This window comes from Tautonia rosea, from assembly GCF_012958305.1.
In the GTDB taxonomy this organism is placed as follows: domain Bacteria; phylum Planctomycetota; class Planctomycetia; order Isosphaerales; family Isosphaeraceae; genus Tautonia; species Tautonia rosea.
In genome coordinates this window covers 247,662-273,169 of sequence record NZ_JABBYO010000006.1, presented here as the reverse complement: position 1 = coordinate 273,169, position 25,508 = coordinate 247,662, and the positions used below count along the sequence as shown (strand labels likewise).

The window sequence follows — 25,508 nt, the reverse complement described above, 5'->3', positions numbered from 1 at the left end:
GATTAGTGATCCTCCCCGATCGGACCCGGCGTGGCAGGTTCGGCCGTTCCTGAAGCAACCCTTCGCCAGGTGACGGCCATTGCGGCCCCTCCGGCGAGCGCGACCAGCACCGCAAGCATCGCGGGGATCGCGCGGCCGTAGAGGATCAGGCCGGTGGCGAACAGTGCGCCGTAGATCGAGGCACAGCCGCCGATCAGGAAGACCAGTTCGCTCCGCATGTTCCACGAACCGTCGCAGTCGAGCAGCGCCCCCTCGGCATGGGCGCGGCGGATGACCGCCTTCCAGCCTGGCCCTCCCGGGCGAATGTGGTCGTAGAAGTTTCGAAGGGTTTCCTCTCGCTCCGGAGGCGTGACGAGTGAAACGACAATCCAGCACGCCGTGGTGCCGCCGACGATGATGAGGAACTGGAGCCAGTCGGCTGGGGTTTGCTCGGGGGCAATCCGGCTCAGGACCACGAAGCCGGCGGCCATCAGGAACGAGACGGCCATCGCCACGATCTCGGCCAGGGCGTTCAGCCGCCACCAGAACCAGCGGAGGATGTAGATCAGGCCCGTCCCTGCCCCGACCTTCAGCAAGATCTGGAACCCTTCGTAAACGCTCTGAAGCTGCAAGGCGATCACGCAGGCCAGGACCATCAGGGCCACGGTCAGGAATCGGCCGAGCCGGACCAGCTCGCGTTCCGACGCCTTCGGCCGAACGAACCGGAGCCAGAAGTCGTGAACGAGGTAGGACGATCCCCAGTTGAGCATCGTTGAGATGGTGGACATGTACGAGGCGATCAACGACGTGGCGATCAGGCCGAGCAGGCCGGGGGGCATCCGGTTCATCATGGCCGGATAGGCCAGGTCGTCACGGACCATCGTGTCGCCGACCTTCGGGAAGGCGGCGCGAAGCGAGTCGAGGTCGGGGTAGATCGTCAGAGACGCCAGGGCGACGAGGATCCAGGGCCAGGGACGCAGCGCGTAGTGAGCGAAGTTGAAGAGCAAGGTCGCGCCGGTCGCGTGCGACTCACTCCGAGCGGCGAGCATCCGCTGGGCGACGTATCCGCCTCCGCCGGGCTCAGCTCCGGGATACCAGGCGGCCCACCACTGCACAGCCAGGGGAATGATCAAGATGGTCATCGCCGCGTTCAGCGAGGCGGTCGAGCTGAAATCGAGGCTCGGCCAGAGGGCCAGACGCGATTGAACCTGCTCATTGGCGAACAGGCCGGTCAGGCCGCCGACCTCCGGTTGTCGAAGGGCCACGACCGCCGCGCCGATCGAACCGGTCATGGCGATCAGGAACAGGACGAAGTCGGTGAGCAAGACGCTCCGCAAGCCTCCGGCGGCGCTGAAGATCACGGTGACGGTGGCCGCGACCAGGATTGCCTGAACCGGGCTGAAATCGAACATGACCTGGGCGATTTTGACCGCGGCCAGGGTGACGTTGGCCATGACCAGGACGTTGAAGATCAGGCCAAGGTAGAGGGCGCGGAAGCCTCGAAGGAACGCCGCGGGAGCCCCGCCGTAGCGACGTTCATAAAATTCAACGTCGGTCAGGATGCCTGATCGCCGCCAGAGCTTGGCGAAGACGGCGACCGTGAGCATGCCGGTGAGCAGGAAGGCCCACCAGACCCAGTTACCGGCCACGCCTTGTTCTCGGACGATGCTCGTGACCAGCAACGGGGTATCGGCCGCGAAGGTGGTGGCAACCATCGAGGTGCCAAGCAGCCACCAGGGCATGCCCCGCCCGGAGAGGAAGAAATCGGACTGCGTCCGCCCTGCCCTTCGGGAGACGACGAGCCCGACAATCAAGGTGAAGGCGAAGAAGGTGCCGATAATGGCCCAGTCGATCGTTCGAAGCAGCACGCGCAGGCCCTCGGGTTGGCTCGGGCATCTCCCTGGGGGAAAAGGACGCATTCTCATGAGGCCGATCGGGCGGGTCAAGCGAGCACCCGCCGCGCACGACGAAACGGCCCGGATCGCCGAAGCCATCCGGGCCGTTCGATCGTCTTGATGGATCGCACCCGGGAGGGGAGCGGTTCCGTTTCGTGCGGAACGAAACGATACGATCTCACCAGTCCCCTCACCCGGCCTTGCAGCCACCCTCTCCCCCGACGGAGGGGAGAGGGTTAAGAGTCACATTCTCCGGACTCTTGAGCCAGAGGGGTCGGCGTCACGAAGAATTAGAAGTTGCCGGGAGGGGGAACCATGCCCGGAAGCTGTTCGCCCGGAGGAGGAGCCTGGATCGGCGGGCGAGCCTGTTCGATTTCCATGTCAGAACCGCCGCCAGGGATGGATCGGATCATGCTCGCTCCACCCGGAGCGGACAGGACACCGCCCGGTGCGACCATGCCGGCAGCCGGCGGAGCGCCATAAGGCTCGATACCCTGAGCCTGCATCTGAGCCCGCTGCGTGGCGGCCTGCGTATTCGCCAGCGGGAAGTCAGGTCCCTTGGCGAAGTACTGGACGTCGTCGAAAAGATACTTGCCCGTCGGCAAGGTCATGCCGGCATACTCGACCTGGCAGCCGACGGCCCCGAACAGGCCGAAGGCGGCGATCCCGGCCCAGATCGCTCGCCGACCGGCGTGGATGGGGCCTCCCATGCGGGACGTCGACATCGGTTCGACCCTCCTTGGTCTTGTGGCGGTCAACTCCGGACCACCTGCGAGGCGTTCATTCTGCTTCCCTGATCCCAAGCCGGCCCTCTGGAAACGGGGGACCGATCCACACCCTGGACCGAGCAAACCGACTCGGCCTGGCGTTTGGGATCAATCACGATAAGGTGATCGGCCATTCGGGCATCAGATCCGCAACGAAAAGAGACCGGGAGGTTTCGACCGGCTGCTCGGATCGTCCGCGGTTCGGCACGCCGACCTCGGCAAAACTCCCTATGATGTTTGTATCGACCGGGAATGCCCGTTGCTTGACTTCCCTGGAGCTTTTCCTGCGATGTTCGTAGTCATCGATCACCGAACGACTTAAACTCGAATGTGTGATCGGAAACCAATCCGCACCTCTGGGGACTGCGATCATGAAGACCGATTCTTTGCCCCGATCGGCGTCGGTGGCGCTGCTGACCGCGGTCCTCGTGGGCCTGAGCTGGCCCACCTCGGCCTCGGCCCAGCCGCAATCAGGGCCATACGGCCCGTTTCAGAATTACGTCTACATTGGTGGGTCCGGCCCCTACGGTTGGGGGCCTTATGCCTTCGGCTGGAGCGGACTCTCGGCGACCGGCTACAGGCCACCCGTGCCGCCGATCTACATGCCTCCCGCAATCCAGCCGAACGCCCAGGCCCTTCAGACGGCCCGCCCCACCACCGCAGCCGACGCCCTGAAGCAGCAGGCCGCCGCGGCCGCCTGGCGCGACCAGCGCCGCGAAGCCTTGCGGATGCAAACGAAGCTCGATGTCGAAACCGGATTGCCACGGACGGTTCCGACCCGAGTCGCCCCTGCCCTGCCCCTTGAACGTCGGATTGAGATGCTGTTCGACTCCGAGGGGGCGATCCAGTGGCCCGCCGGGCTCCTTTCCACCCCCGCCGCGACCCGTCGCGCCGTGGAGCAGGCCGCCCTGATTGCCCTGGAGCAGTACCGGCTTCAAGGCAGGGCCAATGTCACCGATGTCGCCTTCGCCCGTGATCAACTCGCCAGCTTCGCCAGGCCGATCTTCGCGCAACTGGCCGCGATCGACGACCCGCTGGCCTCGCAGACGACGCTCGACTTCTTCGGCCGCCTTGATGCCACGCTCATCGACCTGGCCGATCCTCCTCCCGCCTCCGCCCCCCCCGAACCGGCCGAGGCTCCTGCAGCGGACGAAGCCCCGGCCGACGCGAACGAGCCGACCGCCGAGACCCCCTGATCGGTCGCGGAGGGGACTCACGACCCGGTCCGGTGCCGAATCGAACACTCAGGATGCCGCCACCCGGTCAAGGAATCGGGTCGCGGCGTCCATGATGGCTTCCTCGGTCGCCTCCGATCGGGAAAGTTCGGCCGTGAGCCTCCCCTCGCAAAGCACGAGAATTCGGCTACTGACGGCGAGCAATTCGGGAAGCTCGCTACTGGTCATCACGATGGCCATGCCGCGCTCGGCGAGGCGGTGAATGAGGGCATAGATCTCGGCCTTCGCCCCGACGTCGATCCCGCGTGTCGGCTCATCCAGCAGCAGGAGCTTCGGCTCGGTCAGGAGCCATCGGGCGAGAATGCACTTCTGCTGGTTGCCTCCCGAGAGACTCAGGACCGGCACCTCACCGGACGGGGTCTTGATCCGGAGCCGATCAATGGAGCGTGCTACCGCCTCGCGCTCGGCGGCCGACGAAACAACGCCCAGGGTGGCCAGGGCCTGAAGCTGGGCGAGCGTGATGTTCTCGGCCACGGTCATCTGGTCGAAGAGACCGAGGGTCTTGCGGTCCTCGGTGACAAGCGCGACCCCGGCCGCGATGGCGTCGGCCGGTTCTTGGAAATGAACTTCCTGGCCGTCGAGTCGGATGGTTCCGCTGGGACGATCGGCCGAGGCCCCGAACAGCGACTCCAGGAGCTCGGTTCGCCCTGCCCCAAGCAACCCGGCAATGCCGACGACTTCTCCTGGTCGAACGGTCAAATTCAGGTCGCGGAGCGTCGGTCGACCGCTGCCGGCAGGGCTGGGCAGCGAGAGCCCTTCAACCTGAAGCACGGGTGTTCCCTGGGGGACGTTCGCCTCGAACTCGAAGTCGGCGATCTCTCGGCCGACCATCCAGCGCACGACCTGGGCAGGCTGGATTTCCTTGCGAGGGGCTGAGGCCACAAACGATCCATCGCGAAGCACGGTCACCCAGTCGGCAAGAGTGAAGACCTCATTCATCTTGTGCGAAATATAAAGAACCGTCGTTCCCGATTGCCTCAGGTCGCCGATCACGCGATACAGCCGCGAGACCTCGGCATCGGAGAGGGCCGAGGTCGGCTCGTCCATGATGAGGACGAGGGCATCGAAGGCCAGGGCCTTGGCGATCTCGACCATCTGCTGATCACCGATCCGAAGGTCGCCGACCCTCGCCCGGACCGAGATGGGAGTGCCGAGCCGATCAAACAACGCCGAGGCGGCCCGCTCCATCGCCCAGTCGTCGATCAGTCCGAGCCGCGAACGACGTTCTCTCCCAAGGAAGATGTTGGCCGCGACGCTCAGGTCGGGAACGAGGTTGAGCTCCTGGTGAATGATGCGGATGCCGGCGTCCTCGGCATCTTTCGGCCCCTGAAAACGGCGATCGCGACCGTCAAGGATGATGCGGCCCTCGTACTCGGGAATCGCCCCGGCGAGGATCTTCATCAGGGTGCTCTTGCCCGCGCCGTTCTCTCCGCAAAGGGCGTGAACCTCCCCCGCTCTGGCGTTCAAGTTCACCGATTCGAGCGCGTGAACACCACCGAATCGTTTGGTGATTCCTTCCATGACGAGGCGGGGGGGAACCTCATCGGGATCGACCTTGATCCAGGTCAGTTCGGTGTTGGTGGTCATTGCGGGGCGGTCCCCTTTGCCTGGGAATGGTCAGGGTCGGTCAAGGGCATGGCAAAGTGGATCTGCCGGGCAACTTCCCGGAAGCCGACCGATGGATAAAGGTGTTGACCGATCGGGTTCTGATCGAGCGTCTCGATCCGGGCGACGGTCATCCCCTGCTCGCGGAATCGTCTGATCGCATGCTCAAGCAAGGTGCGCCCGATCCCCTGCCCCCGAACATCGCTGGAAACGGCGAGGTTGGGAATTTGCCCGACCTTCGCTCCGTAATCGTAGCGCATCGAGACATAGCCGACGACCCGACCGCCCTCATCCTCGGCCACAGCAACCTCGCCACCGGGGGCATCGAGGTCGTCATCGACGTGCTTCCCCTTGCGGGTCCGCCAGTCCTCGGCCGCGATCGGACCGAGAAGGCGGTCGATGTTGTGGTCGATCGACACGCCTTCGAAGGCCTCGATGGTCATGGCTCGAAGGATCGAGCGGTCGGATTCGCGAAACGGGCGGATGGAGATGGTCATGGCAAAGGGTCATGGAACAATCGGGCGATGCGGCGAGCCTGCTACGCTCTGGCTTGTGCCTGGATTCGGTGTCTCAGCGATTCGAACCGTTCCGCGTTGCCGGGCTCCTCGGACTGCCCCAACTGCCAGCATCGCAAAAACATCTCTGCGAATAGCGGTTCATCCAAAGCCCGTTCCTCGACACGAGGGAAGAATGCGGTGAAGTGGCATTCGAGCAGATGCTCCAGCAGACAGCACGCGATCGCATTCCGCAAGTCTTCCTGAGGATGGCCGCCCCAGCGAGCAATGAATAACCAGACGGGCTCGGGGTCCGACTCGACGAAATCCTCCACCTCAAGAATGGCTTGCCAGCGGGGGTCCTCGCCTTCGTCAACCGGCACCGGCTCGCCGGGGAGTAATGCTTCGGCGTTTCGAATCGCGGTCTCGACGTCCATCGAACCGTCCCACGTTTCGGCAGACAGGGCGACGGATTCCTAGCGGGGTGCTCCCGAGACCACAGCCTCGGCCATTTGCTGCATCATCTCCGACTCGGTGATGCCAGACCAGCAATGGCCTTCCCCTGCACCGTAAACGATGGAGCCTTCGAAGGGAGGGTCGGCGGTCTCGAGGAAGGCTTCGAGGCGCTGGAGGGCGTCTTCGAGGAAGAAATTGTCGGCATCGCCCATCCAGATATGAATTTTGCCGCGCAGCTTGGGTCCAAGCATCTGCCAGTTGGTTTCGAGAACGCGGCGGATATCGTACTTGGCCCAGTGGTCGAGGACGGAGGTGTCGATCGCGCCGGTGACGGGGTCCCAGAGGGGGACGGGGCGACCGTCGGGGCCTCTCGGGCTGTAGGTGGCGTTCCAGGAACCCCACTGGCCGCCGGACATGGCCCACGAACCGCCCAGGCCGAGGGCGTTTTCGAGGCTGCACTCGTCTCGCATGGCGTAGACGGGGGTGCCGTCTTCGCGGCGGAAGGCGGGGCGCTCGGTGCCGTCGGCAGTGGTGTAGGCGTTGGCGTCGTCGTAGATGTTGATCAGTTGGAAGGAGCGGAAGTCGAGGCTATCGGGGCAGCTTGACCAGCAGCCGTTGAAGAAATCCGGATAGAAGACCTGGAGCGCGACCGACACCCAGCCGCCGGTCGATCCGCCGTCGAGGACGCGGGCGTATCCCTGGCCGATGCCGCGATACAGGCGCTCGACGTAGGGGATCAGTTCTTGCGTGATCGCGTCCCCATACGGTCCATGATTGGCCGAATTCACCTGATACGGGTCGCCAAGCGGCCCGGCCCCGTCGAGAAAGAGCATGAGGAAGCGTGGGGTGTCGTCGTCGAGCCACATCCGGCGGAAGGGGGAACCCTCAGCCATCCGACGGCGGGCGGCGGTGAAGCGCGAGCCGAAGCCGCCGATGTGGACCCGAAGCGGATAGCGCAGGCTCGGGTCCTTGCCGTAATCCCGAGGGAGGACCACGGCGACACGGAGGAACATCGGCCGACCGTGGAACTCGCTCAACAGCTTCGACGGAACCTTCAGATAACGGACCAGATCGGTATCGTCGGGCAGGCGTTCGGGGGGGTCGATCCGGGTGAGTTCCAGAGAGATCGGATCGGTGTCGGCCGGATCGAGCCGGACGGGAGTCGGGGCGCTGGAGAGATTGCCGGGGGCGTCGAGCAGGAGCAAATCCGGGTTGCGCATCAACACGGCCTGAGCGACATAGTCGCCGGCAGGCAGGTTCTCCAGGGCCGCGATGGGGAAGCTCCGGGCCGAAGCATCGACGAGCGTGACCGTGCCGGGGGCGACCAGTTCCGCATCGACGCCCAGCACGGCCGGCGAGCCAGGGACGGGCAGGCTGAGGGCGTCTCGCGGCTCGGGGCGAGCACGACGCGAGAGGATCACGACGAGACGGCCGTCGGTCGGAGCGTCGAGCAACCCTTCGACCACGCTGACCTCGAATCGGGGGGCGAGGCCGACCGCCGGCGCAGTCACGGCGGCAGGATCAGGCTGGCCCGTGGTCGCGGGGATCGGCTCCACAGGCTCAGCGCTCCGGGTCGGAAGGGAGCCGAAGCCCTGGGCCTCGACCGTGGTCATCACCAGACAGAGAGAAAGCGGCGCGAGCCAGCGGTTGAGCGTCATCGGGGCGTTGTCCTTCAAAATCGGCTCGGGCAGGATTGACGACGTATCCTAACGTTGTCGGCCCCCTCGACGAAAGGGACCGATCGCCGCGGAGGTGGCATGGCTCGGCCTCCGATTCTCATCATGCCGGTGAGCGATCGTCGTGGTTGGTGGACCCGACTCGAACCAGATCCTTGCAAAAATCCCGAGAATCCGAGGGTGAAATGAGGCGCTTACCCTTGTCGGACGAGTTGACCCACCGTGTTCGAGCCCCGAGTGTCTCGCCGTTCTGGGTCCGAGCCGGAGCGATCACCTTTCGACGAATGCTCCGCCGCGAGCAACGAATCGAACAGTACGACATCGAGGGCCTCGACCGGCTGGCCGAGCTGATCGATCGCGGAGACGGGGTCCTGATCGCCCCGAACCACTGCGACGACGCCGACGCCGGGGTTGTCTTTGAGTTGAGCATGCGGCTGCATCGGCCGTTTTTCTACATGGCCGCGTTCCAGATTTTCCAAGGGAAAGCCGGCTACGTCTTGCCCCGCGTCGGGTGCTTCCCGGTCGACCGCGAGGGGACTGACCTCCGGGCCTTCAAGACCGCGGTCGAGCTGCTCGGCGATCGGCCGAACCCCCTGGTCGTGTTCCCGGAAGGCGAGATCTACCACATGGCCGACCGGCTCACTCCGATCCGGGAAGGGGTGGCGACCATCGCCTGCTCGGCCCTCAAGAAACGGCGAGCGGCGGGGAAGACGGTCTGGATCGTCCCGATTGGCTTGAAATACCGGTTTCTCGACGATCACGACCCCCGTCCGGCCCTCGACGCCCAGATGACCTCCCTGGAAGCCCACCTCCGCCGCCAGACGAGGCCAGGCCGGTCGCTCGTCGACCGCATCTATGCCTTCGCCGAAGGAGCGGTCTGTTTGAAGGAGATCGAGTATCTCGGCTCGGCCCGAAGCGGACCGCTGGCCGATCGACTGGCCGAGCTGCGGGAGCATATCCTCGGCGCGATGGAGGAACGCCGGTTCGGTACCCGGAAATCGGGACCGGTGCCGGTGCGGGTAAAGGAGTTGCGGAGGGCCTGCCTCGACGCGCTGAGCAACGCCCGGACCGATCCGGAGCCGATCGCCGAGGCCCGCCAGGACCTGAATGACCTGTTCGTGGTCATTCAGATGTTCAGCTACCCCGGCGATTACGTCCGCGACTGCCCAACCCTGGAACGGGCCGCCGAGGTGCTGTTGAAGCTGGAGCAGGATACGCTGGGCATCCCGTTTCCGAGCCCGAGAGGGCCGCGACGGGCCGTGGTCCGAGTCGGGGAGCCGATCGACGTGGGAGCCTTCGCCAACGGCTCCGAGCGTCCCCGACGCGCCGCCTCGGCGCTGACCACAACGCTGGAGGAACGCCTTCAGGGGCTCCTCGATGCCATCGGGCCGGGACGCCCCCTCTGAGCATGAGCATTGGCAGAACGCGTTCGAGCCTGCTCATTCCGTCTCCGAGGAGGCAAAGGCATCGTCGAGGGGAGCATACCCGAGCATCTCAACGGCTCGCGTGATCGGCCATCGGCTCTGGCGATTGCGAGAGGTACCGTTGACGACGAGGAAGCGGTCGTCCAGCTCGGACCAGAGGGCGCACTCGACAAGCTGGGCGAGGTCGCGGTCCGAGAGCCAGAGGGATCGGGCCCAGTCGTCGGGCAAGGTGGCCGGATCGTTCGGGTCGGGCTGGACCCAGCCGACCCGGATCGCGACGAAGGTCAGCTCGAAGGCCTGGGAGACGCTGCGCCCGAACCGCTCTCCCGCGAGCTTTGAAGCCCCGAACGGGCCATCGGGCCGGGGGGGAAGATCTTCGGCAATCGGGCCGGTGCCGTCGTCACGGTAGCCCCACATGGCATGGCTGGAGCTGGCGAAGACGAAGCGATCGACCGCCGCGAGCACGGCGGCGTTCAGAACGTTGGGCAAGGCGTCGAGGTTCGGACCGACCAGGGCATCCCACGAGGCATTCGGGTGCGAGTGGGCCGCAAGGTGAACCACAGCATCAACCCCGTGAAACAGCTCGGCCCAATCGTCGTCCAGCTCGGTCAAGTCGGCGGCGATGACCTCGTTGTTGTCGAGACCGGGAGTGCGGTCGAGGAGGATCAGGTCGTAGCGATCGCCCCACTGGGTGCGGAGCTTGCGTCCGAGGTATCCGCAGGCGCCGGTGATGAGGACCGTCGGCCGATCTTCAGAGTCGATCGGCCCGAGGTCGTCGTCGATCATCGGCAGGTTCGGAAAACCGTTGGGTTGACTTGGCGTTTCAGCGGGGCCGCCGTTGTGGCTCATGATCGGGCCTCCGGCCCGTGGGATCCGGCGGGCATGGGAACTCGCAGAAGGGGAAGAATGGTTGACATCAGTCCCCGTCGAGCATCGACAGGACCTTGCAAATCGCTTCGAGGAAGAAGAACTCGCCCCACATGACGGACTCGTCGACGCCGAGCCCCTTGGGCTTGTGGTAGACGCCGTGCTTGAGGACGCCTTCCCACTCGGGTTCGTTCCAGGAGACGTAGGCGTCGGAGCAGAGGGAGTTAAGGATCGTCAGGGAGGCGTCCTGGTAGCGGGCGGCTCGGGCAGGGTCGCGGGTCAGGTCGGCAAGCTGCCAGAGGCCCGAGGCGGCGATGGCCGAGGCGGAGCTGTCGGCCATGCGGTCGCCTTCGGGGGCGTCGAAGTCCCAGGGAGCGATGAGGCCGTCGGGGCAGCGGTCGATGAAGTGGTCGGCGTTGCGCTCGGCGACGGCCAGGTCGGCCGGGTCGTTCGTATAGGTGTAAACCGTGCCGAAGCCGTACAAGGACCAGGCCAGGCCTCGGGTCCAGTCCGACTCGGCCGAAAGCCCCTGGTGGGTGCTCTGACGAAGGAACTCGCCGGTATTCGTATCGAAGATCCCCTCGTGAGCCGTGCTGCCATTGGGGCGAACAATGGTCCGTTCGGTGGTCCGGCAGTGGGCCCTGGCGATCTCAAGAAGTCGCTCGTCGCCGGTTTCTTTGGCGGCGTAAAAGATGACCGGGACGTTCATCATGATGTCGATGAACAGGCTTTCCGGCCCGATGAACGAGCAGAGGTACTGCCCTCGTTCTCGGAATCGCTTGGCGAGCGTCTGGCCGGCGGTGACAACAACCTGCTTCTTCGAGTCGTCGCCGGTGACCTCGTACCAGGGGAGGTACGAGTTCAGGAAGATGAAGCCAAGGTCGTGCACGTCGCGGTCGTGCTGCTTATGTTCGAGCAGTCGGCAGTAGTGCTCGGCTTTGTCGCGCCACCATTCGTGGCGAATGCGGCGGTAGCAGTGCCAGAGGATGCCGGTGAGGAAGCCGGCGCACCAGTCGGTCCAAAGTTCTCCGCCGTGCCGCCACCGCCCCCCTTCGGTGTAGATCGGGAAGAAGTCAGGGTGGTGATCGATCAGGGTGCCGAACTTCGAGGCGTAGTGATCGAAGGTCCGCTGCAGGCGCGGTTTCAGGTCGGCCAGGTCGACAAGTTGGGGCTCGGCCATGCTTCGGGCTCTCCGGTCCACCAGGAAAGGAGGACGGTCCGCAATCGGACGTCAGCGTGAGGGAATCGTTGGGGGCATCGGCGGCGATCGAGGATGATCCGATCCGAGCCCGGCACCGATCGGCAGAGTGATCGGCCCGCAGACTCGGCGTCAGGGCGATGAGACCAGCGTCTGACCAACCTCGGGCCCTCGTCTTCCCCCAGGGGAATCCGGCCCATCTTCGCCGATCGTCGCATTCCGCGAACGATCCGCCGAGGGCCAAGCTCGTCCCGACCAGGCCGGGTCAAGCGGGAGCCAAAGGAGATCATCGCTGCCAGTTGCCTCCCAAGAGCCCGACCCGTCGGGGCGCAGTCATTCCCCCAGGCAGGGCCGCGAAGCGCAGCGAAGCAAGACGAGGGAATCCGCCTCAACCGACCCTCCGGAGCCAATCACCCCGCCGACGCCAGCAGACGCCGCCGGGCAGGTCGCTCCGTGTGCATCGGGTCGCATCCATCGTTCGGATCGATCCAAGGTGCCGACGCTCAGCGAATCGGTTCGCCACCATAACGACCGAGGGTTCGATCGGCAAGCACTCGTCTCTCGTCAACGCGAACCGACCGGCCCCAGGCGGCATGGCCCGGGACCGGTCGGCACGTTCGAACGTTGCGATTTTTGCGATTAATCGCGGCGATTACCGCTGCGGTTCATCGGGGGCGGGGGCGGCGCCGTGAGCCTCGCGACGGCCGACTTCTTCCCACGGGAACTTGTCGAAGGCACCGACGGGAGGTTCCTGCCCAACATTCGCCTGGAACTGGTCGGGAATCTGGCCTCCGAGTTCCTGAGCCACGCGCTGACGGAGATCGGCCATCTTCGGATAAAGGGTGTTGAGGTACAGCGCTCGTTCCTCCGGAGTGTTGGCCGCTCCGAAGCTGAGGTTGAAATTGGTCATACCCAGCAGCGCATTGGCGAGGGGAACCTCGTCACGCTTGTAGGCGGCTTCGAGCGCCTGGCGAACGTCGGCGCGGCGGGCCAATTGAAGCATCCCGGCAAGGGTCTTCAGGAATCGCTCGGCCTCGGCGAAGTCTCGCCCTTGAAGACTCTGAGAGGCCTGGGTGCGAATCTGACCGACCAGATCAATGGCCCGGACAATCAACTCGTCGGGAATTTCTTCCTCGTCGGGGATGTTGCGTGCCTCGTCAACAATCTGCTGGTACTGCTGTCGAAGACCGTCGAAGGGACCGCCGGTCAGCGGCGGAGGCCAGTTTTCCTCGGCAGACAGACGGTGAGCCGAGATGACCAGCCCCTTGCTGGCAAACCGGAGCGGAACCAGGCGAATCTGGTCGCCCGTGATGGTCAGGTCGGAACCGGCGTTGACCAGCACCGAGTGCGGAACGCCCGGGCTGAGAATCTGGTGGAAGATCGCGTTGAGCGAGTCGCCGCTGACGATGTCCTGCTGAGTCGGTTGATTGAGCTGCCGCTGCTGAATCGCACTGGCAGAATCCCGAAGGTTCGCCGATCGTGCGGCAACCCTCTGGGCATACTGCTGCCGACGAATCTGCTCTGACTGCCAGACGTACTCGTTGAACCGCATGCGCGTGTCGGTTTCGATCGACCGGGCCACGGCGGTTTGCTCGTTGTACTGGCCCATGCCAGCCGCGAGAATGCCCATGCCGCGGGTCACATCACCGCCGACGGTCGCACTTCCCCAGCCTCCCCAGCCTCCCCAGCCGTAGGCCCACTGGGCCCGGGCTTCGGAAGCCAGGCCGGATGCCGCGAAGACCGCGGCTGCGACTGCGATTATCAAACGCCGAGTCATGGTGCCTCTCCAAAGGTCTCGATGGATGTCGGGCAAGGGAGATAGCCGCCGTCTCCGAACAGGGAAATCGGATCGGCGAACCTTCTTCTAGTTTATCCCCGATTCTGGAGTCGTGACGAGGGTCAATTCTTCGTTGACCGCTCTCTTGTGTCCCGATTTCTCCTTTCCAGGCAACGAATCGTCGTCGCAAGACGCGGAAACCGCGTGAATCACGTTCTTGAAATACCCTATTCTGCGCCGATTGCCGTTGCAACGAGATCGGGAATCCAAGACGAAAAAGGCTCGAATCGGACACGCAAGGCGTCTTCGGCCGACCCATTGCTCCAGACATCGGGAGAGTCAACCGGGGAGAGCGAGGATGGCCGAGCCCGATCAATCGATGGATCGGCTCCTTGAACGTCCGGCAGGTCTGCCGTTGCCGGTTTGCCTCGATCGCGATGGGTAGCAGGAGGCCCCCGTTGCCGACGGCATGACCACGGCGTTACAGTGCGCAGGTGGGTCGCTTGCCGACCAAACCTCTCGACCCTCCATCATGGGGGAGACTCTGATGAAGATGTGGATGATTCGAGCCCTTGGGGCAAGCCTCGGCCTGGTCGTCGTGGTACTGGCCGGGTCCTCGGTTCAGGGGCGTGTCTTCGGCCCGACGGCTCCCGAACCGGCGGTGATCTCGACCCTTGACACGCCCTCCGAGACGCAGGACAAGCGGGCCGAACTTATGGCCTTGAAGCTGGATTACGCCAAGAACGTGCTCGAAGGCCTGACACTTGAAAAGATGGATCAGGTGGCCAAGAACGCCCAGGAGCTGAAGCTCTTGAGCGCCGCCGCCGAGTGGGAGCCGGTCACGGTGCCCGGCCCCTTGTATCTGGTCTATACCCGCGAGTTTCAGCGCATCGCCGACTCGTTGGCGGAAAACGCCAAGGACAAGAACCTCGACGCGGCAACCCTGGCGTATGTGCAGTTGACCATGAATTGCGTCGAGTGTCACAAGTATGTCCGATCCACGGACCGCTGATCGACGGTGGTCCCATTCGGCTGGTGTCGGCTCGGCTCGCCGTCGGACCAATCCGGTGAAGGAGACTTCCCCGTCATGGCGACTGCCCATTTTGCGGCTCGATGGCGATTCGGGCTGATCATCGCGCTGGGACTCACAGCGTTTTCCCTGGCGGCCGTCTCGCTCGCCTCCTCTCGCGAGACGGCCGACGAGCCGTCGCAAGCCGAACGGCCCCTGGATGATCGCTCCGTCCTGATGCGCCGCAAACTCGACCACGCCCAGCGCATCCTCGGCGGTCTGGCCGAGCGGAAGTTCGGCCCCGTGGCCCGGTCGGCCCGATCGCTGCAAGAGATCAGCGAGGTGGCCGCTTTCTACAACCTGCCAACCGAGGACTACCGCCGCTTTAGCAACGAGTTCCGCCGCCTGACGAAGACCCTCGCGGAACGGGCCGAGGCCGAGGACCTCGACGGCGCCTTGCTGGCCAACGTGCAGCTCACGATGAACTGCGTCGAGTGCCACAAGTATGTCCGAATCCAAACGAAGCCGCTCGACCCTCCTCGATGATCCGAGGACGCCGTCGACGATTTGCATCAATGTCCGTGATGACCGACTTCCGACGCCTTCGAAATCGACTGGCGAAGGAACCCGAAGAAGGAACCGCCGGTGAACATGCCGAGGACGTACACCGCCAGCATGACCAGGAACAACGGAGCCGAGAGCTGAACCTCCGTCATCGGGAAGTTCACCTGGACCGGCGATCGATTCACCACCGCGAAGGCGAGGAAGGCGGCTATCAGTACAATCAGGATAATCAGGTAAACGTAACGCATCGAAACCTCCGCGTTGATGCATGCGAGGGGGACTCATCCACAAAGCGGTCTGCTTCAGTCTACCCGATCAATCGTGGAAACGATGCCTGTGGGGATCGGTTCAACATTTGGCCCCAACACTTGCGGATCATTCAGGAACCACGGCGATCATATCGACCGTGATCGAGCGACCGCCCCGCCCGACGCCGCGAACCTGGGCCTTCGAGGCCGCTGGAGGCCGATTCGGGTCGTAATAGTTCGGCCGCAGGTCGTTCAGCGCCTGGCTCGAATCGTTGGCGGAAACGTAATAGGTGGCCTTGGCCAGATGGTCGAGATCGCTGCCCGACGTCTTGAGCAGAGCGATCATCGCGTCAAAGATTTCCTCGACCTGCGCGGCTCCCGAGGCTCCCTCGGAACCGAATAGCCCCGAGAGAAACACCAGATCCCCCCGGTTGACCCGAGCCACCCGGCTGTAGACGGGAGAAGCAGGGAGCGACGGTGTGGCCAGGTAATCAATCACCTGATCGCTGCCCGGATCGGGAGCGGTGGCGACCAGTTCAATTTCGATGGGCAACGTGCTCTGCCACTCGACCAGCACCAACGGGGGGACCACGTTCCCCTGGAAGAAGGTTGCGACCTCGCGCTCGACGACCTCGGCCGATTCCGGGGGCAGGTAAAACGCTTTCAGTTGCACCACCTGTTCGGTCCCAAGACCGAGGTGTTCCAGCGTCTCGGCCAGGCTTTCGAGCGTCTTGCGGGTGGCGGTGGCGAGGTCGTCGGCCGGCTCGGCCTGGCCGGCGATGAAGACCCGAGGGCCTCCCGGCAAGACGGCCAGCGGCGCCCCTGCAATTTGTCCGGCAGCCCTCCCCAATGGCACCTGAGGATGAGCAACCTGCCCGGCCGGAGGCTGAGCGTCGGTCGTCGCCACGGCATCGACGCCGATCCAGGCCCCGGGGCGCGGCAAGGTGCCCTCGACGACGGTCAAGGCCGGTGGCTCTTGCTCGCCAAAGCGCTCGACGAGGTGCGCCTGCAGCACGGGAAGCAGGTCGGCCTTGGCCAGCACAACGTGCAATCGCACCGCCCGATCGAGGCCCGAGCCTCCTGCCTGGAGCATGGCATCGAGCCGATCAAAAACCTCGGCCACCAGCGAATCGGGAGCGGTTCCCGGTTCCTCCGATTCAGGCCCGACCACTTGAGTCGAGAACACCAGGGCGGTCTCGGCAGGCACCACCACCGCAGCAGAGAGCCCCTGCTTCGGGTCGGGCTGGATGAACCTCACGTCCGGTTGCGAGGCGGTTGCGAAGGAGCCAATCGCCAGAGCGATCATCGCGCAGGAAGGAAGGGTACCGGGACGCATCGGGAGGGCCTCCGCCGAGGGCACGGGGTCAGAGCGATTCGAGAGCGAGGCAACGCTCGGTGCAGGAATGAAACGCGAGCATAGGCGGTCGATCGGGGCAGAGCAAGCCTCGGGGCTCGACCGCCCCTCGGTTCGCCCGGCGATTACGCGACGACCTGTTCCCCTTCCCGGCGGGTCAGATCGCGGTAGAGGTCGCTGAGGCGTTGGGTCATCGGGCCGGGCTGGCCGTCGCCGATGGTCCGTCCATCGACCTGAACGACCGGGGCGAGTTCTCCCATCGTACCGGTACAGAAGACCTCGCCGGCGCGGTAGACGTCCGTCAGAGAAAGGTCGCCAATCTCAAGCGGAATCTCATGCGATCGGCACAGGTCGATGACGGTCGATCGGGTGATCCCTTCAGGACAGGCGTTGACCGTCCCGGTTCGTACGACCCCCTCGGAGACGAGGAAGACGTGAGTCGCGTTCGTCTCGGCCACGAAGCCGCGGGGGTCGAGCATCAAGGCATCGTCGGCACCCGCGGAGTTGGCCTGAATCTTGGCGAGGATGGAGTTAATAAGGTTGCAGTGATGGATCTTCGGGTCGAGCACGTCGGGGCCGGGGCGCCGGATCGTGCTGGTGACGAGGGTGATCCCGCTGAAGTCGTAAACCGGCGCCTTGTGCTCGGCCAGGACGATCAGGGTCGGCCCAACAGTGTTGAGCCTCGGGTCCATGCCCGAAGTGTACTTGACGCCTCGGGTCAAGGTCAGGCGAATATGAACACCATCACGCATCTGATTCGCCTCAAGCGTGCGGCGGATCTCGGCGGTGATGGCCCCGAAGCTCGGAATCTCTGCGAACGCCAGGGCCAGGGCCGAGCTTCGCAGGCGTTCCAGGTGCTCGGTCAGCTTGAAGATGCGGCCGTCGTACACCCGCAGACCTTCCCAGACCGCATCCCCCCCCTGCACCGCCGAATCGAACGGGCTGATTCCCGCCTCATTTCGGTGCAGGAGGCGGCCGTTGATGTTGATGATCAGATTTTCATTTCGGGAATCAAAGGTTTGAAGCATGGGAGCAGCCGGGCTGAAACGGTGGGGTCAATGACGCGATGCGATCACGACGAACGCGTTGAATGTCATGCGGAGAGGAGATGACGGGAGAGCGTCAGGTAGCACGCTTCGGCGCGGTCGAGGACCTCGGAAAGCGACTCGGGCACCGTGTCGGGCTTGGGTCGATAGGGTTGGAATCCGGTCGAGCGTTCGACGTTGTCGTACCAGTATTTCGCCCAGATGCCGTCAGTCTCTCGGGGACCGGCGGGCCATCGGAGCATGGCCTCGTCGAACGGGACATCGAGCGCTTCGCAGAGTGCCGAGAGCACCTCGCGCGGGTGATCGAGTACGTCCTTCGCATCGATGACCGGGGGCGTGCGGCCGGTTGTTTCCCGAACACGCTCAAAGATCTCAACCTGTTGCGGCAACCCCGTATCCTCGAGGCGAGGCTTATGCAAGACCTTCGCCAGCGAGGTGAGCATCTCGCGCGGATCTCGAATCAGGAACACATGCGTCAGGTGATCAAGCCAGCCTCGGTCGATCGAGGGCAGCAGGTGATGCGCCATGTGCTTCTGATAGAAGATCGCCTTGCCTCCCGGCACCGGGCCGATCAATTCCGCCACCACCGCTCGCCAGTCCGGGTTGTGATGGGTGATGACCTCTGAGGCCCCCGGATGGTCCAGGCCCGTCTCGCGAAGGTAATGGGCGTAGAGCGGCTCATCGCAGACCACCGTATCGGCCCGGTTCCCCCACGATCGCATCATCGCCGTTGAGATGTTGCGGGGGCCGGACCACATGGCAATCCGGATCGGAGCTTCAGGGGTTGGAGCGGGCATGACTCATGAAATCCAAGGAATTTTTTTGTTATGAGTTCTTGTGTGCAGGGACGAGCATTCGATGAACTCGCTTGAGGACGTTTTCCCTCGTCATCGCTTGTGCCGCCCTGGGGGTGAAGCGAGAGAACAGCCAATCGATCAGGTCGGGGGCGTTGCCGAGGCCTTCAATCGGCTCGGTGATACCCAGAAAGCCTGTCCCAATCGCCACCGCATCGAGGTCGACGCCGAACAGCTCGGCGGCCTCATCCAGGGCGTTGCCGAACGCCTCGGCGTCGGGGAAGAACGCCCGAGCGGGACAGAAACCGATGACCCCTCCGAGCGTCTGCAGGCGGGCCAGGTCGTCGGGTCGAAGCCCACCCATCGGCCCTCCGAGGCTGACGATCGGCACGAGCTGACCCCCATCCCCGGCTTCGAGACATCCGATGGCCTCACTGGCCGCGGTCGGAGGAAGCCCGGCGAGGTCGAGCAGGAGCGGTCGGCCGGAGGAGGCCGAGACGAGCGTGGAGATCGCCGAGCGTTCCAGATCGGTCAGGCCGCGATCATGGGTCGGATCGGCCGGTCGATTCACGAGCCCGGCCAGCCGAACCGCCCGGAGGCCGCGATCAATCAGGGCGGCAAGGCGGTCTCGGGCGTTTTCGGATTGCAAGAAGGAGGCACAGCCTCGAAGCCCGACGACAGCCCAGGTCAACGTGTCGTCCGCTTCAGCGGCGAAGCGGTCGAGGTCGGCGGCATCAGCGAGGATCCGACCGGAGAACTCGGCCTCAACCCCGGCAAAGAGGCGGGAGATCTCGCCCCAGGGGTCGGGCCGATCGCCGGGTGCCGGCCCGATCCAGATGATCGCCGCAAGGGTTGTCGAGAGGTAGCCGTCTACCTGACCGATCCGCTTTGCAATGCCCGGATAATCCGCGGCGTCGATCGCGGTCGACTCCTCGGCGTACTGGAGTGGCCACTCGACGGCCAGGTCGATCAGACGAGGAGGAGAAGCGGGAGCGGGGGCGTTCATGAAGAGGGGCCCTCCGTCACGACGAGCGGCCCATCCGTCGGCTCGGCCGGTAACTGGTCGAGGAATTGTTGGACCGGCCCGCGGAGCCCTTCCCACCGCAGGCGGTCACGGAGGGCTTCTCCCTCGGTCCAGCCCAGAGTAATCACAGGAGGAGCATTGCCCAGTGCTTCTCGGATCGCGGGATCAGTCCAGGGAAGCCGGCCGGGCCAGGCAGCGAGCACCCGAGAGGGGACCTCGGGAGCGTCGAGCCAGTGGGTCCGCAGGGCGGGTCCGGCCGATTGCCCCGGATCGGCAATCGCCACAAGGCTAGCCGTCAGGGCGTCGGTTCCCCATCCGATCAGGACCGAAGCCCCGACTCGAGCCATCTTCAGAGGCCGATCTTCCATCACTCCGGCTGTCGCGAGTCCCTCGACGAGTCGCCTTACGACCCGATCACGGAGGAGTTCGGCGGCCTGATCGTCGGTGGCATGGAGGGCGAGGAGGCCGCCATCCGGGAATCCGGCCTCGTCGAGCGATGCCCAGGCCGTCATCCCCGCGAGATTCGGCCAGAAATCCAGCTCAAGCCGGATGCCTCGGACCAGGGCGAGAAGGCCCAGCCGCTGCCGGAGCGCCACCGTATCGCCCCGCATGGGGTCGGCCCGCTCGACCCGATCGATCACCTCCAGCAACCCGGCCCAGGAGTCTCCTCCCGGCCCGATCGCCAGTGAAACCGCCATTGCGGGGCGGTCGCTCGGCACCAGGTCCAGCCATTCTGGATCGACCGATCCCCAGCCCGGGCCGGTTGGGATCGGAAGGCTCGGGCCTTCAAGGACAACCTCAAGGCACTCTCCGACCAGTGCCGCGCGGGCCTCGATCGTTCGGTAGCCGAGGCCGACGGCCGCCGCGGCGATCCGACGACCGAGCAAGGATTCCGAAGCAGCCAGGGCCTTGGGATCGACCCGGACGAGCCAGCCGGAGTCGAGCCGCGGATCGACCCCTTGCCCCACGTCGAGCCGATTGATCGCCGATCGCAAGCTTACGCGGTCGGAGGCGAGAATGACCGGGAAGCCTGGTTCGGCCGAGGCCACGAGGGGAGCCCCGATCGGGCCGATCCGATCGACCACAAATGGTCCTTCGGGAGCCTCGCGACGACCGTCGGTCAGAACCAGGGCAGTGGCCAGCGCAGTGACCGTGCCGTCGTCTTCCGGCACGATGGCGGCCCAGTGGGGCCGACCTTCAGGGTCGAGGTCGAGCAGGATCCGTGTGCCGTCGAAGGTGGCCAGCTCCTGGGCCATCAAGGGGTTCAGGGCGGCGAGGATGGCTTCGAGCGTCTTGCCGAGCGAGCGATCCTCGCCCGGATCTCCCGATTGCTTCCAGTCAGCCAGGGCGGCGGCCGGGTGCGGCCAGGGGGTTCCTTCAAAGAGCGAGAGCAGGGCAAACACCTGGGCATCCGGTCGGATCGCCCGGATCTCGACCGCCGGCGCGGGCGACTCGGCCCGAGAGGTGCGCAGCAGGGGCATCAGCCAGAGCAAGAGCAGAAGGCCGATCGGGAGGGATGCTTGCCCAAGGCCGGGTCGGCTCGTTAGGCTGAGGACCGATTGGGACCCCTGGGTGCGTTGGCGGTCCCGCAGTCGACTCTGGCAGGAGGTCCCCATGCCGACCGTGTCCGTTGAAGGTGTCGGATCATTCGAGGTGGAAGCGGGAAAGAAGCTGGTCCTGGCGATCGAGGATTCCGGCATCGACATCCTCCATCGTTGCGGAGGCCAGGCCAAGTGCACGACCTGCCGCGTCGAGATTCTGGAAGGGGATGTCCCGGAGATGAACGAGGAGGAGCGGCAGCGGTTGGCCCTCGAATCGACGTTCCCGCCGAACACCCGGCTCTCGTGCCAGGTACGCGTGGCGGGAGACCTGAGCGTCCGGGTTGCCGCGCGGGCCTCGACCACCGGCAAGGAGCCCGGCACCCGCCCGGCCGACTGATCGACCGGCGTCGGGTCAAGATCGGCGGCCGACTGCCGTTGCGGTCCCAGGCTGAAGTTCATTACAATCACCCTCTTTGCTGATTTCAGCGATCGCTCAGCAGTTCCGAACGTGTGCAAAGGACCGACCGGCCCAGACCGGCGGGAGAAGGACTCATGGCGAAGAAATCGGCCGGTCGTGAGCACGTCTGGCTCCAGTGCTCTGAAACCGGCGACCTGAACTACCGCGTCTCCGTCAACACCAAGGGCGGGATTCCGGAAGGGCTTCAAGGGGGCTTGAAGAAGTATTGCCCGAAGCTCCGGCGTCATACGCTCCACAAGATCAAGCGGAAGTAATCCGAGCGGATTCCAATGGGTCGGCTCCTCGGAGAGGCACGGGATATTCCCTCAGGGGGAAGGCCCGTGCCTCTCTGGCATTTGGGGCTGGTCAGTCGCCATCGGGCAGGGAAACGCCCAGCTCGTGGACGACGAAGGCCATCTCGTCGGCGGCCTCCTCGATGATCTTGGCCGTCGGCTTGCCGGCGCCGTGGCCGGCTCGGGTCTCGATCCGGATGAGGATCGGGTTGTCGCAGCCCTGGGCCTCTTGCATGGCGGCGGCGAACTTGAAGCTGTGGGCGGGGTAGACGCGGTCGTCGTGGTCGGCCGTGACGATCAGGGTCGGTGGGTAGCAGGCCCCCTGCTCGACCCGGTGATAGGGGGAGTAGGCGTAAAGGGCCTGGAACTCATCTGCGTTCTCCGATGAGCCGTAGTCGTCGGTCCAGGCCCAGCCGATCGTGAAGGTGTGGAAGCGGAGCATGTCCAGCACCCCGACGCCCGGAAGGCAGGCGCCGAAGAGATCGGGCCGCTGAGTCATGCAAGCCCCGACGAGCAGGCCGCCGTTGGAGCGTCCCTGGATGGCCAGCTTGGGGGTCGAGGTCCGGCCCTGGTCGATCAGGTACTCGGCCGCGGCGATGAAGTCGTCGAAGACGTTCTGCTTCTGGAGCTTCGTGCCGGCCTTGTGCCAGGCCTCGCCGTACTCGCCGCCGCCTCGGAGGTTCGGCACGGCGTAGACGCCGCCCATCTCCATCCAAACCAGGCGAGCGACGCTGAAGCTGGGGGTCAGGGGGATGTTGAACCCGCCGTAGCCGTAGAGCATGGTCGGCGTGTCCGGCCCGATCTCGATCCCCTTCTTGTGGCTGATGAACATGGGGACGCGGGTGCCGTCCTTGCTCGTGTAGAAGACCTGTTCGGTGGTGTAGTCGTCGGGGTTGAAGTCGACCTTCGGCTCCTTGTAGAGGGTGCTCTCGCCGGTCGCCAGATCGTAGCGGTAAATGGTCGACGGCCGGGTGTAGGAGGAGAAGGAGTAGAAGGTCTCGGTGTCGTCGCGGTCGCCGGAGAAGCCGGAGGCGGTGCCCAACTCAGGGAACTCGACCTCTCGGACGAAGGCGCCGGACAGGTCGTAGAGCTTGACCTGAGAGCGGGCATCCTTCAGGTACTGGGCGATCAGGAGATCGCCGACCCGGTTGGCGCCAAGGAGGGTTTCCTCGGCCTCGGGGATGATTGTCTCCCAGTGTTCCGGCTCGGGGTGATGGACGTTGATGGCGATCACCTTACCGAGCGGGGTCTGCTTATCCGTCCGGAAGAAGAGGCGGGGGCCGTCGTTGTCGATGAAGGTGTAATCGGCATCGAAGTCGCCGACGAGGTGGATCGGCTCGGCGTCGGCGTCTGCCAGGGGGCGGTAGAGGATGCGGTACTTGTCGTCAGTGCCTCGGCCGATGGTGAAGATCAGGTAGGCACCGTCGTCGGTCACGGTCACGTCGGCACGCCAGTCCTTGTGCTCGGGATCTTCCCAGACAAGGGTATCTTCCTCCTGCGGGGTGCCGAGCCGGTGGTGATAGACCTTGGCGAAGTAATTCGCCGCCTTTAGATCGTCCCCTTCCTTCGGCTCGGGAAAGCGGCCGTAGAAGAAGCCGGAGCCGTCGGGGGTCCACTCGGCACCGGAGAACTTGCTCCAGCGGATCTGGTCGTCGAGGTCGTCGCCCGAGGCCACGTCGCGGACCTTCCAGGTCATCCAGTCCGATCCGGCGTCGGAAACAGCGTAAGCAACTTTTGATCCGTCCTTCGAGGGGGCCAGGCCGGCCAGTGCGATCGTGCCGTCGTCGCTGAAGCGGTTTGGGTCGATAAGGACCTGGGCGTCGGCGTCGAGCGAGGGGGTCGAGTAGACGACGTTCTGGTTCTGCAAGCCGCTGTTGTACGAGTAGAAGTAGCGGCCCCCCTTTTCAAAGGGGATGCCGAACTTCTCGTAGTCCCAGAGCTGGGTCAGGCGATCCTGGATGCGTTTGCGGGCGGGAACATCGGCGATGTAGGAGTCGAAGAGGGCAACCTGGGCCTCGACCCAGGCGCGAGTCTCGGTTGAGTCGATGTCCTCCATCCATCGGTAGGGGTCGGCGACGGGCGTGCCGTGGTAGTCGTCGACCACGTCGCCGCGGGCAGCCTGCGGGTAGTCCAAGGGGGTGCGCTTGGCGTTGTCGGGCGGGCCGGCGGGGGCGGGGGCGGTCATCAGCAGCACGGCTCCGGCGAGGCAAAGGGCAGGGAACAGGGGGCGTCCCGTGATCCTCATGGTCGGCCGACTCCTTGGGGGAAACGGGGGTGGCTCCGGGCGTCGCGTCGATTGGCGCCGGAGGCATCGTTTGGGATCAGGTTGGGCGGACGACGCCAGTGTACGGCCCCGATGGCCTGCTCGCCAAGCACTCGACGGGTCAGGAGCCGACACCGGATGGCTTGCTCTCCCGGTGCGCTTCCGAGAGGCCACATGGTGCGCCCCGGTGCGCGTGAGGAAAATGCACTTAACCTTCTGATATTTAGAGGTTTCCGCGAATTCACCCTGATTCGTTTCGGGAATACGATTCCGGGCCGACCAGATCGAGAAGGGGCTTGCGTTCGATGGGGTGCTTCCGGTGTCGCGAGACGAGGAGCGACGATCCTCCGGGCGGCTCGGGTGCGCGTCGGTGCGCCCGGGGAGACCGGCTCGGTGCGCTGAAAGGGGATCACACAAACTGTTTTTTCAAAGAGCGTTACGGCGATTCAGGCCGTTCGTTTCGGGAAATCGTGGTGTTCGGACGCGAGGCAAGAAAAGGTGGACGGAGCCAGGGACAAACCGATAAAATGCACCAATGGATGATCCGGTCTTACGTCAAGCCAGGGCAGGGAGAAAGCCCCCATTGAAATCATCGTGGCGGAGGGCGGTTGCAGTCAGGAATTCTGGAAGCGGTCTTGGTGGCAGGGCGTGCGGGAGACTGCCGAATCGGCAGTCGGTGGGACGGGAGGACACGGGATCGGCAGGCAGAGGATCGGGACGCCAACGCGAACAATCGACGCAACTTTCAACCCCAAATCAACTTGCGAATTGCGATTGCGATGGGCACGCGGGTTGCCTCTGACGGTGGCCGACGAGTGGGGCCGGCCGCGTCCAGAGGGGGACGAATTTGGCAGGAGGCTCCATCGGGTCAACGATTGTGATTTTACGAATCGTGCGAGGCTCGGGCGCATCGCCGAGCGAGGAGAGCAGGTCGCGATGAACATCCAGCCGCTGGGCAATCGAGTGGTGGTCGAGCGGGAGGAAGCCAAGGAGACGACCGCCGGCGGCATCGTTCTGCCGGATACGGCCAAGGACAAGCCCCAGAAGGGCAAGGTGGTCGCGGTCGGAGACGGTACGACCTCCAAGGACGGCACCAAGAAGCCGCTGTCGGTGAAGGTCGGCGACGCGGTGATCTTCACCAGCTATGCCGGCGAAGAATTCAAGCTCGACGGCGACCGCAAGGTCCTCTTGATGCGTGAGGATGACATCCTCGCGGTTGTCGAGGGCTGAGTGCCATCGGGGTCGGTCGTCTCTCTCGTCGCCTGAGGGACGGGCGGGGCCGACCGGATCAACGGGTTGCGTCGTGACGCGAGGTCACGGCCGGACAACCGTTTGACGTGTCTCTTTCGAATTGATCGCCTGTTTGTTCAGACTGTCTCGTCCTCGACCGGGGAGTAATTGCGGAAACTCGGGGTGCCTGGGGTCGGTTCGACCCCGGCCGGATGCTTCGGAGCGATTCGGAGCCATCGACTGGGGTCGGCACGACCCCAGCCACCCCGGTTCGAATGTCAAAGCGTTTCCGTGATGCTCTCTGGTCGTTCA

24 protein-coding genes are annotated in these 25,508 nt (G+C 64.8%); 7 read left to right on the top strand and 17 right to left on the bottom strand.

Annotated features, from left to right (window positions below):
* Positions 1-2: 2 nt before the first annotated feature.
* From HG800_RS12800 to HG800_RS12790, 3 genes are all read right to left on the bottom strand, one after another.
* On the bottom strand, positions 3-1,847 hold the full coding sequence (locus HG800_RS12800) for a sodium:solute symporter family protein (RefSeq protein WP_169977014.1): 1,845 nt from the start codon (positions 1,845-1,847) through the stop codon (positions 3-5).
* A 317-nt stretch (positions 1,848-2,164) separates the two neighbouring features.
* The gene (locus tag HG800_RS12795; protein ID WP_169976847.1) at positions 2,165-2,599 is read right to left on the bottom strand and encodes a hypothetical protein; all 435 of its coding nucleotides are present in this window, start codon (positions 2,597-2,599) and stop codon (positions 2,165-2,167) included.
* A gap of 154 nt (positions 2,600-2,753) precedes the next feature.
* Positions 2,754-3,014: a hypothetical protein gene (locus tag HG800_RS12790; protein WP_169977013.1), complete on the bottom strand. Its 261-nt coding sequence runs from the start codon at positions 3,012-3,014 to the stop codon at positions 2,754-2,756.
* Here HG800_RS12790 and HG800_RS12785 point away from each other — a divergent pair.
* On the top strand, positions 3,013-3,837 hold the full coding sequence (locus HG800_RS12785; RefSeq protein ID WP_169977012.1) for a hypothetical protein: 825 nt from the start codon (positions 3,013-3,015) through the stop codon (positions 3,835-3,837). The genes HG800_RS12790 and HG800_RS12785 overlap by 2 nt on opposite strands.
* A gap of 48 nt (positions 3,838-3,885) precedes the next feature.
* On the opposite strand, the gene HG800_RS12780 is transcribed toward HG800_RS12785, so the two are convergent.
* Genes HG800_RS12780 through HG800_RS12765 form a run of 4 tightly spaced genes read right to left on the bottom strand, consistent with a single transcriptional unit; the run spans position 3,886 to position 8,089 of the window.
* On the bottom strand, positions 3,886-5,463 hold the full coding sequence (locus tag HG800_RS12780; protein WP_169977011.1) for a sugar ABC transporter ATP-binding protein: 1,578 nt from the start codon (positions 5,461-5,463) through the stop codon (positions 3,886-3,888).
* Positions 5,460-5,978 (bottom strand): GNAT family N-acetyltransferase, encoded by a 519-nt coding sequence (locus HG800_RS12775; RefSeq protein WP_169977010.1) that lies wholly within the window; start codon positions 5,976-5,978, stop codon positions 5,460-5,462. Before HG800_RS12775 ends, HG800_RS12780 begins: the two co-directional genes overlap by 4 nt.
* Positions 5,979-6,019: 41 nt before the next feature.
* Positions 6,020-6,412, bottom strand: a complete 393-nt coding sequence (locus HG800_RS12770; RefSeq protein ID WP_169977009.1) for a DUF6869 domain-containing protein — start codon at positions 6,410-6,412, stop codon at positions 6,020-6,022.
* Positions 6,413-6,451: 39 nt separating this feature from the next.
* The gene (locus tag HG800_RS12765; protein ID WP_169977008.1) at positions 6,452-8,089 is read right to left on the bottom strand and encodes an alpha/beta hydrolase-fold protein; all 1,638 of its coding nucleotides are present in this window, start codon (positions 8,087-8,089) and stop codon (positions 6,452-6,454) included.
* A gap of 203 nt (positions 8,090-8,292) precedes the next feature.
* Here HG800_RS12765 and HG800_RS12760 point away from each other — a divergent pair, with 203 nt between their 5' ends.
* Entirely contained in the window at positions 8,293-9,513 is a 1,221-nt protein-coding gene (locus HG800_RS12760; protein ID WP_169977007.1) for a lysophospholipid acyltransferase family protein, read from the top strand.
* A gap of 33 nt (positions 9,514-9,546) precedes the next feature.
* On the opposite strand, the gene HG800_RS12755 is transcribed toward HG800_RS12760, so the two are convergent.
* The 3 genes from HG800_RS12755 to HG800_RS12745 form a co-directional block, all read right to left on the bottom strand.
* Positions 9,547-10,380, bottom strand: coding sequence for an NAD-dependent epimerase/dehydratase family protein (locus HG800_RS12755; RefSeq protein ID WP_169977006.1), 834 nt, complete (start codon positions 10,378-10,380; stop codon positions 9,547-9,549).
* A gap of 67 nt (positions 10,381-10,447) precedes the next feature.
* The gene (locus HG800_RS12750) at positions 10,448-11,578 is read right to left on the bottom strand and encodes a glycoside hydrolase family 88 protein (protein WP_169977005.1); all 1,131 of its coding nucleotides are present in this window, start codon (positions 11,576-11,578) and stop codon (positions 10,448-10,450) included.
* A gap of 670 nt (positions 11,579-12,248) precedes the next feature.
* Complete coding sequence (locus HG800_RS12745) at positions 12,249-13,373, bottom strand: hypothetical protein (protein ID WP_169977004.1); 1,125 nt, start codon at positions 13,371-13,373, stop codon at positions 12,249-12,251.
* Positions 13,374-13,920: 547 nt separating this feature from the next.
* On the opposite strand from HG800_RS12745, the gene HG800_RS12740 reads away from it, so the two are divergent.
* Together HG800_RS12740 and HG800_RS12735 are read left to right on the top strand one after the other, a co-directional pair.
* Positions 13,921-14,385: a hypothetical protein gene (locus HG800_RS12740; RefSeq protein ID WP_169977003.1), complete on the top strand. Its 465-nt coding sequence runs from the start codon at positions 13,921-13,923 to the stop codon at positions 14,383-14,385.
* Positions 14,386-14,460: 75 nt separating this feature from the next.
* Positions 14,461-14,928 carry a hypothetical protein gene (locus HG800_RS12735; protein ID WP_169977002.1) on the top strand — a complete coding sequence of 156 codons (468 nt, stop codon included), beginning with the start codon at positions 14,461-14,463 and terminating at the stop codon, positions 14,926-14,928.
* 26 nt (positions 14,929-14,954) lie between these two features.
* Here HG800_RS12735 and HG800_RS12730 read toward each other — a convergent pair whose 3' ends face one another.
* The 6 genes from HG800_RS12730 to HG800_RS12705 all read right to left on the bottom strand — a co-directional run bounded on the left by HG800_RS12730 (position 14,955) and on the right by HG800_RS12705 (position 21,028).
* A complete protein-coding gene (locus tag HG800_RS12730; protein WP_169977001.1) occupies positions 14,955-15,194 on the bottom strand; it encodes a LapA family protein in 240 nt (79 codons plus the stop codon).
* A gap of 127 nt (positions 15,195-15,321) precedes the next feature.
* Positions 15,322-16,530, bottom strand: a complete 1,209-nt coding sequence (locus HG800_RS12725) for a RidA family protein (RefSeq protein WP_169977000.1) — start codon at positions 16,528-16,530, stop codon at positions 15,322-15,324.
* Positions 16,531-16,673: 143 nt separating this feature from the next.
* Complete coding sequence (locus HG800_RS12720) at positions 16,674-17,576, bottom strand: aminotransferase class IV (RefSeq protein ID WP_169976999.1); 903 nt, start codon at positions 17,574-17,576, stop codon at positions 16,674-16,676.
* Positions 17,577-17,641: 65 nt separating this feature from the next.
* Entirely contained in the window at positions 17,642-18,391 is a 750-nt protein-coding gene (locus tag HG800_RS12715) for a sulfotransferase-like domain-containing protein (RefSeq protein WP_169976998.1), read from the bottom strand.
* 28 nt (positions 18,392-18,419) lie between these two features.
* Positions 18,420-19,394, bottom strand: coding sequence for a hypothetical protein (locus HG800_RS12710; protein WP_169976997.1), 975 nt, complete (start codon positions 19,392-19,394; stop codon positions 18,420-18,422).
* Positions 19,391-21,028 (bottom strand): hypothetical protein, encoded by a 1,638-nt coding sequence (locus HG800_RS12705; RefSeq protein ID WP_169976996.1) that lies wholly within the window; start codon positions 21,026-21,028, stop codon positions 19,391-19,393. The genes HG800_RS12710 and HG800_RS12705 overlap by 4 nt, the downstream gene beginning before the upstream one ends.
* Between HG800_RS12705 and HG800_RS12700 the strand changes: the two genes are divergently transcribed.
* Both HG800_RS12700 and rpmG read left to right on the top strand, forming a co-directional pair.
* Positions 21,027-21,350, top strand: coding sequence for a 2Fe-2S iron-sulfur cluster-binding protein (locus HG800_RS12700; RefSeq protein ID WP_169976995.1), 324 nt, complete (start codon positions 21,027-21,029; stop codon positions 21,348-21,350). The genes HG800_RS12705 and HG800_RS12700 overlap by 2 nt on opposite strands.
* A gap of 155 nt (positions 21,351-21,505) precedes the next feature.
* Positions 21,506-21,685 (top strand): 50S ribosomal protein L33, encoded by a 180-nt coding sequence (gene rpmG, locus HG800_RS12695; RefSeq protein ID WP_169976994.1) that lies wholly within the window; start codon positions 21,506-21,508, stop codon positions 21,683-21,685.
* A gap of 91 nt (positions 21,686-21,776) precedes the next feature.
* On the opposite strand, the gene HG800_RS12690 is transcribed toward rpmG, so the two are convergent.
* Entirely contained in the window at positions 21,777-23,888 is a 2,112-nt protein-coding gene (locus HG800_RS12690; RefSeq protein WP_169977159.1) for a prolyl oligopeptidase family serine peptidase, read from the bottom strand.
* Between the two features lie 1,014 nt (positions 23,889-24,902).
* On the opposite strand from HG800_RS12690, the gene groES reads away from it, so the two are divergent.
* A complete protein-coding gene (gene groES, locus HG800_RS12685; RefSeq protein ID WP_169976993.1) occupies positions 24,903-25,196 on the top strand; it encodes a co-chaperone GroES in 294 nt (97 codons plus the stop codon).
* Positions 25,197-25,508 lie beyond the last annotated feature (312 nt).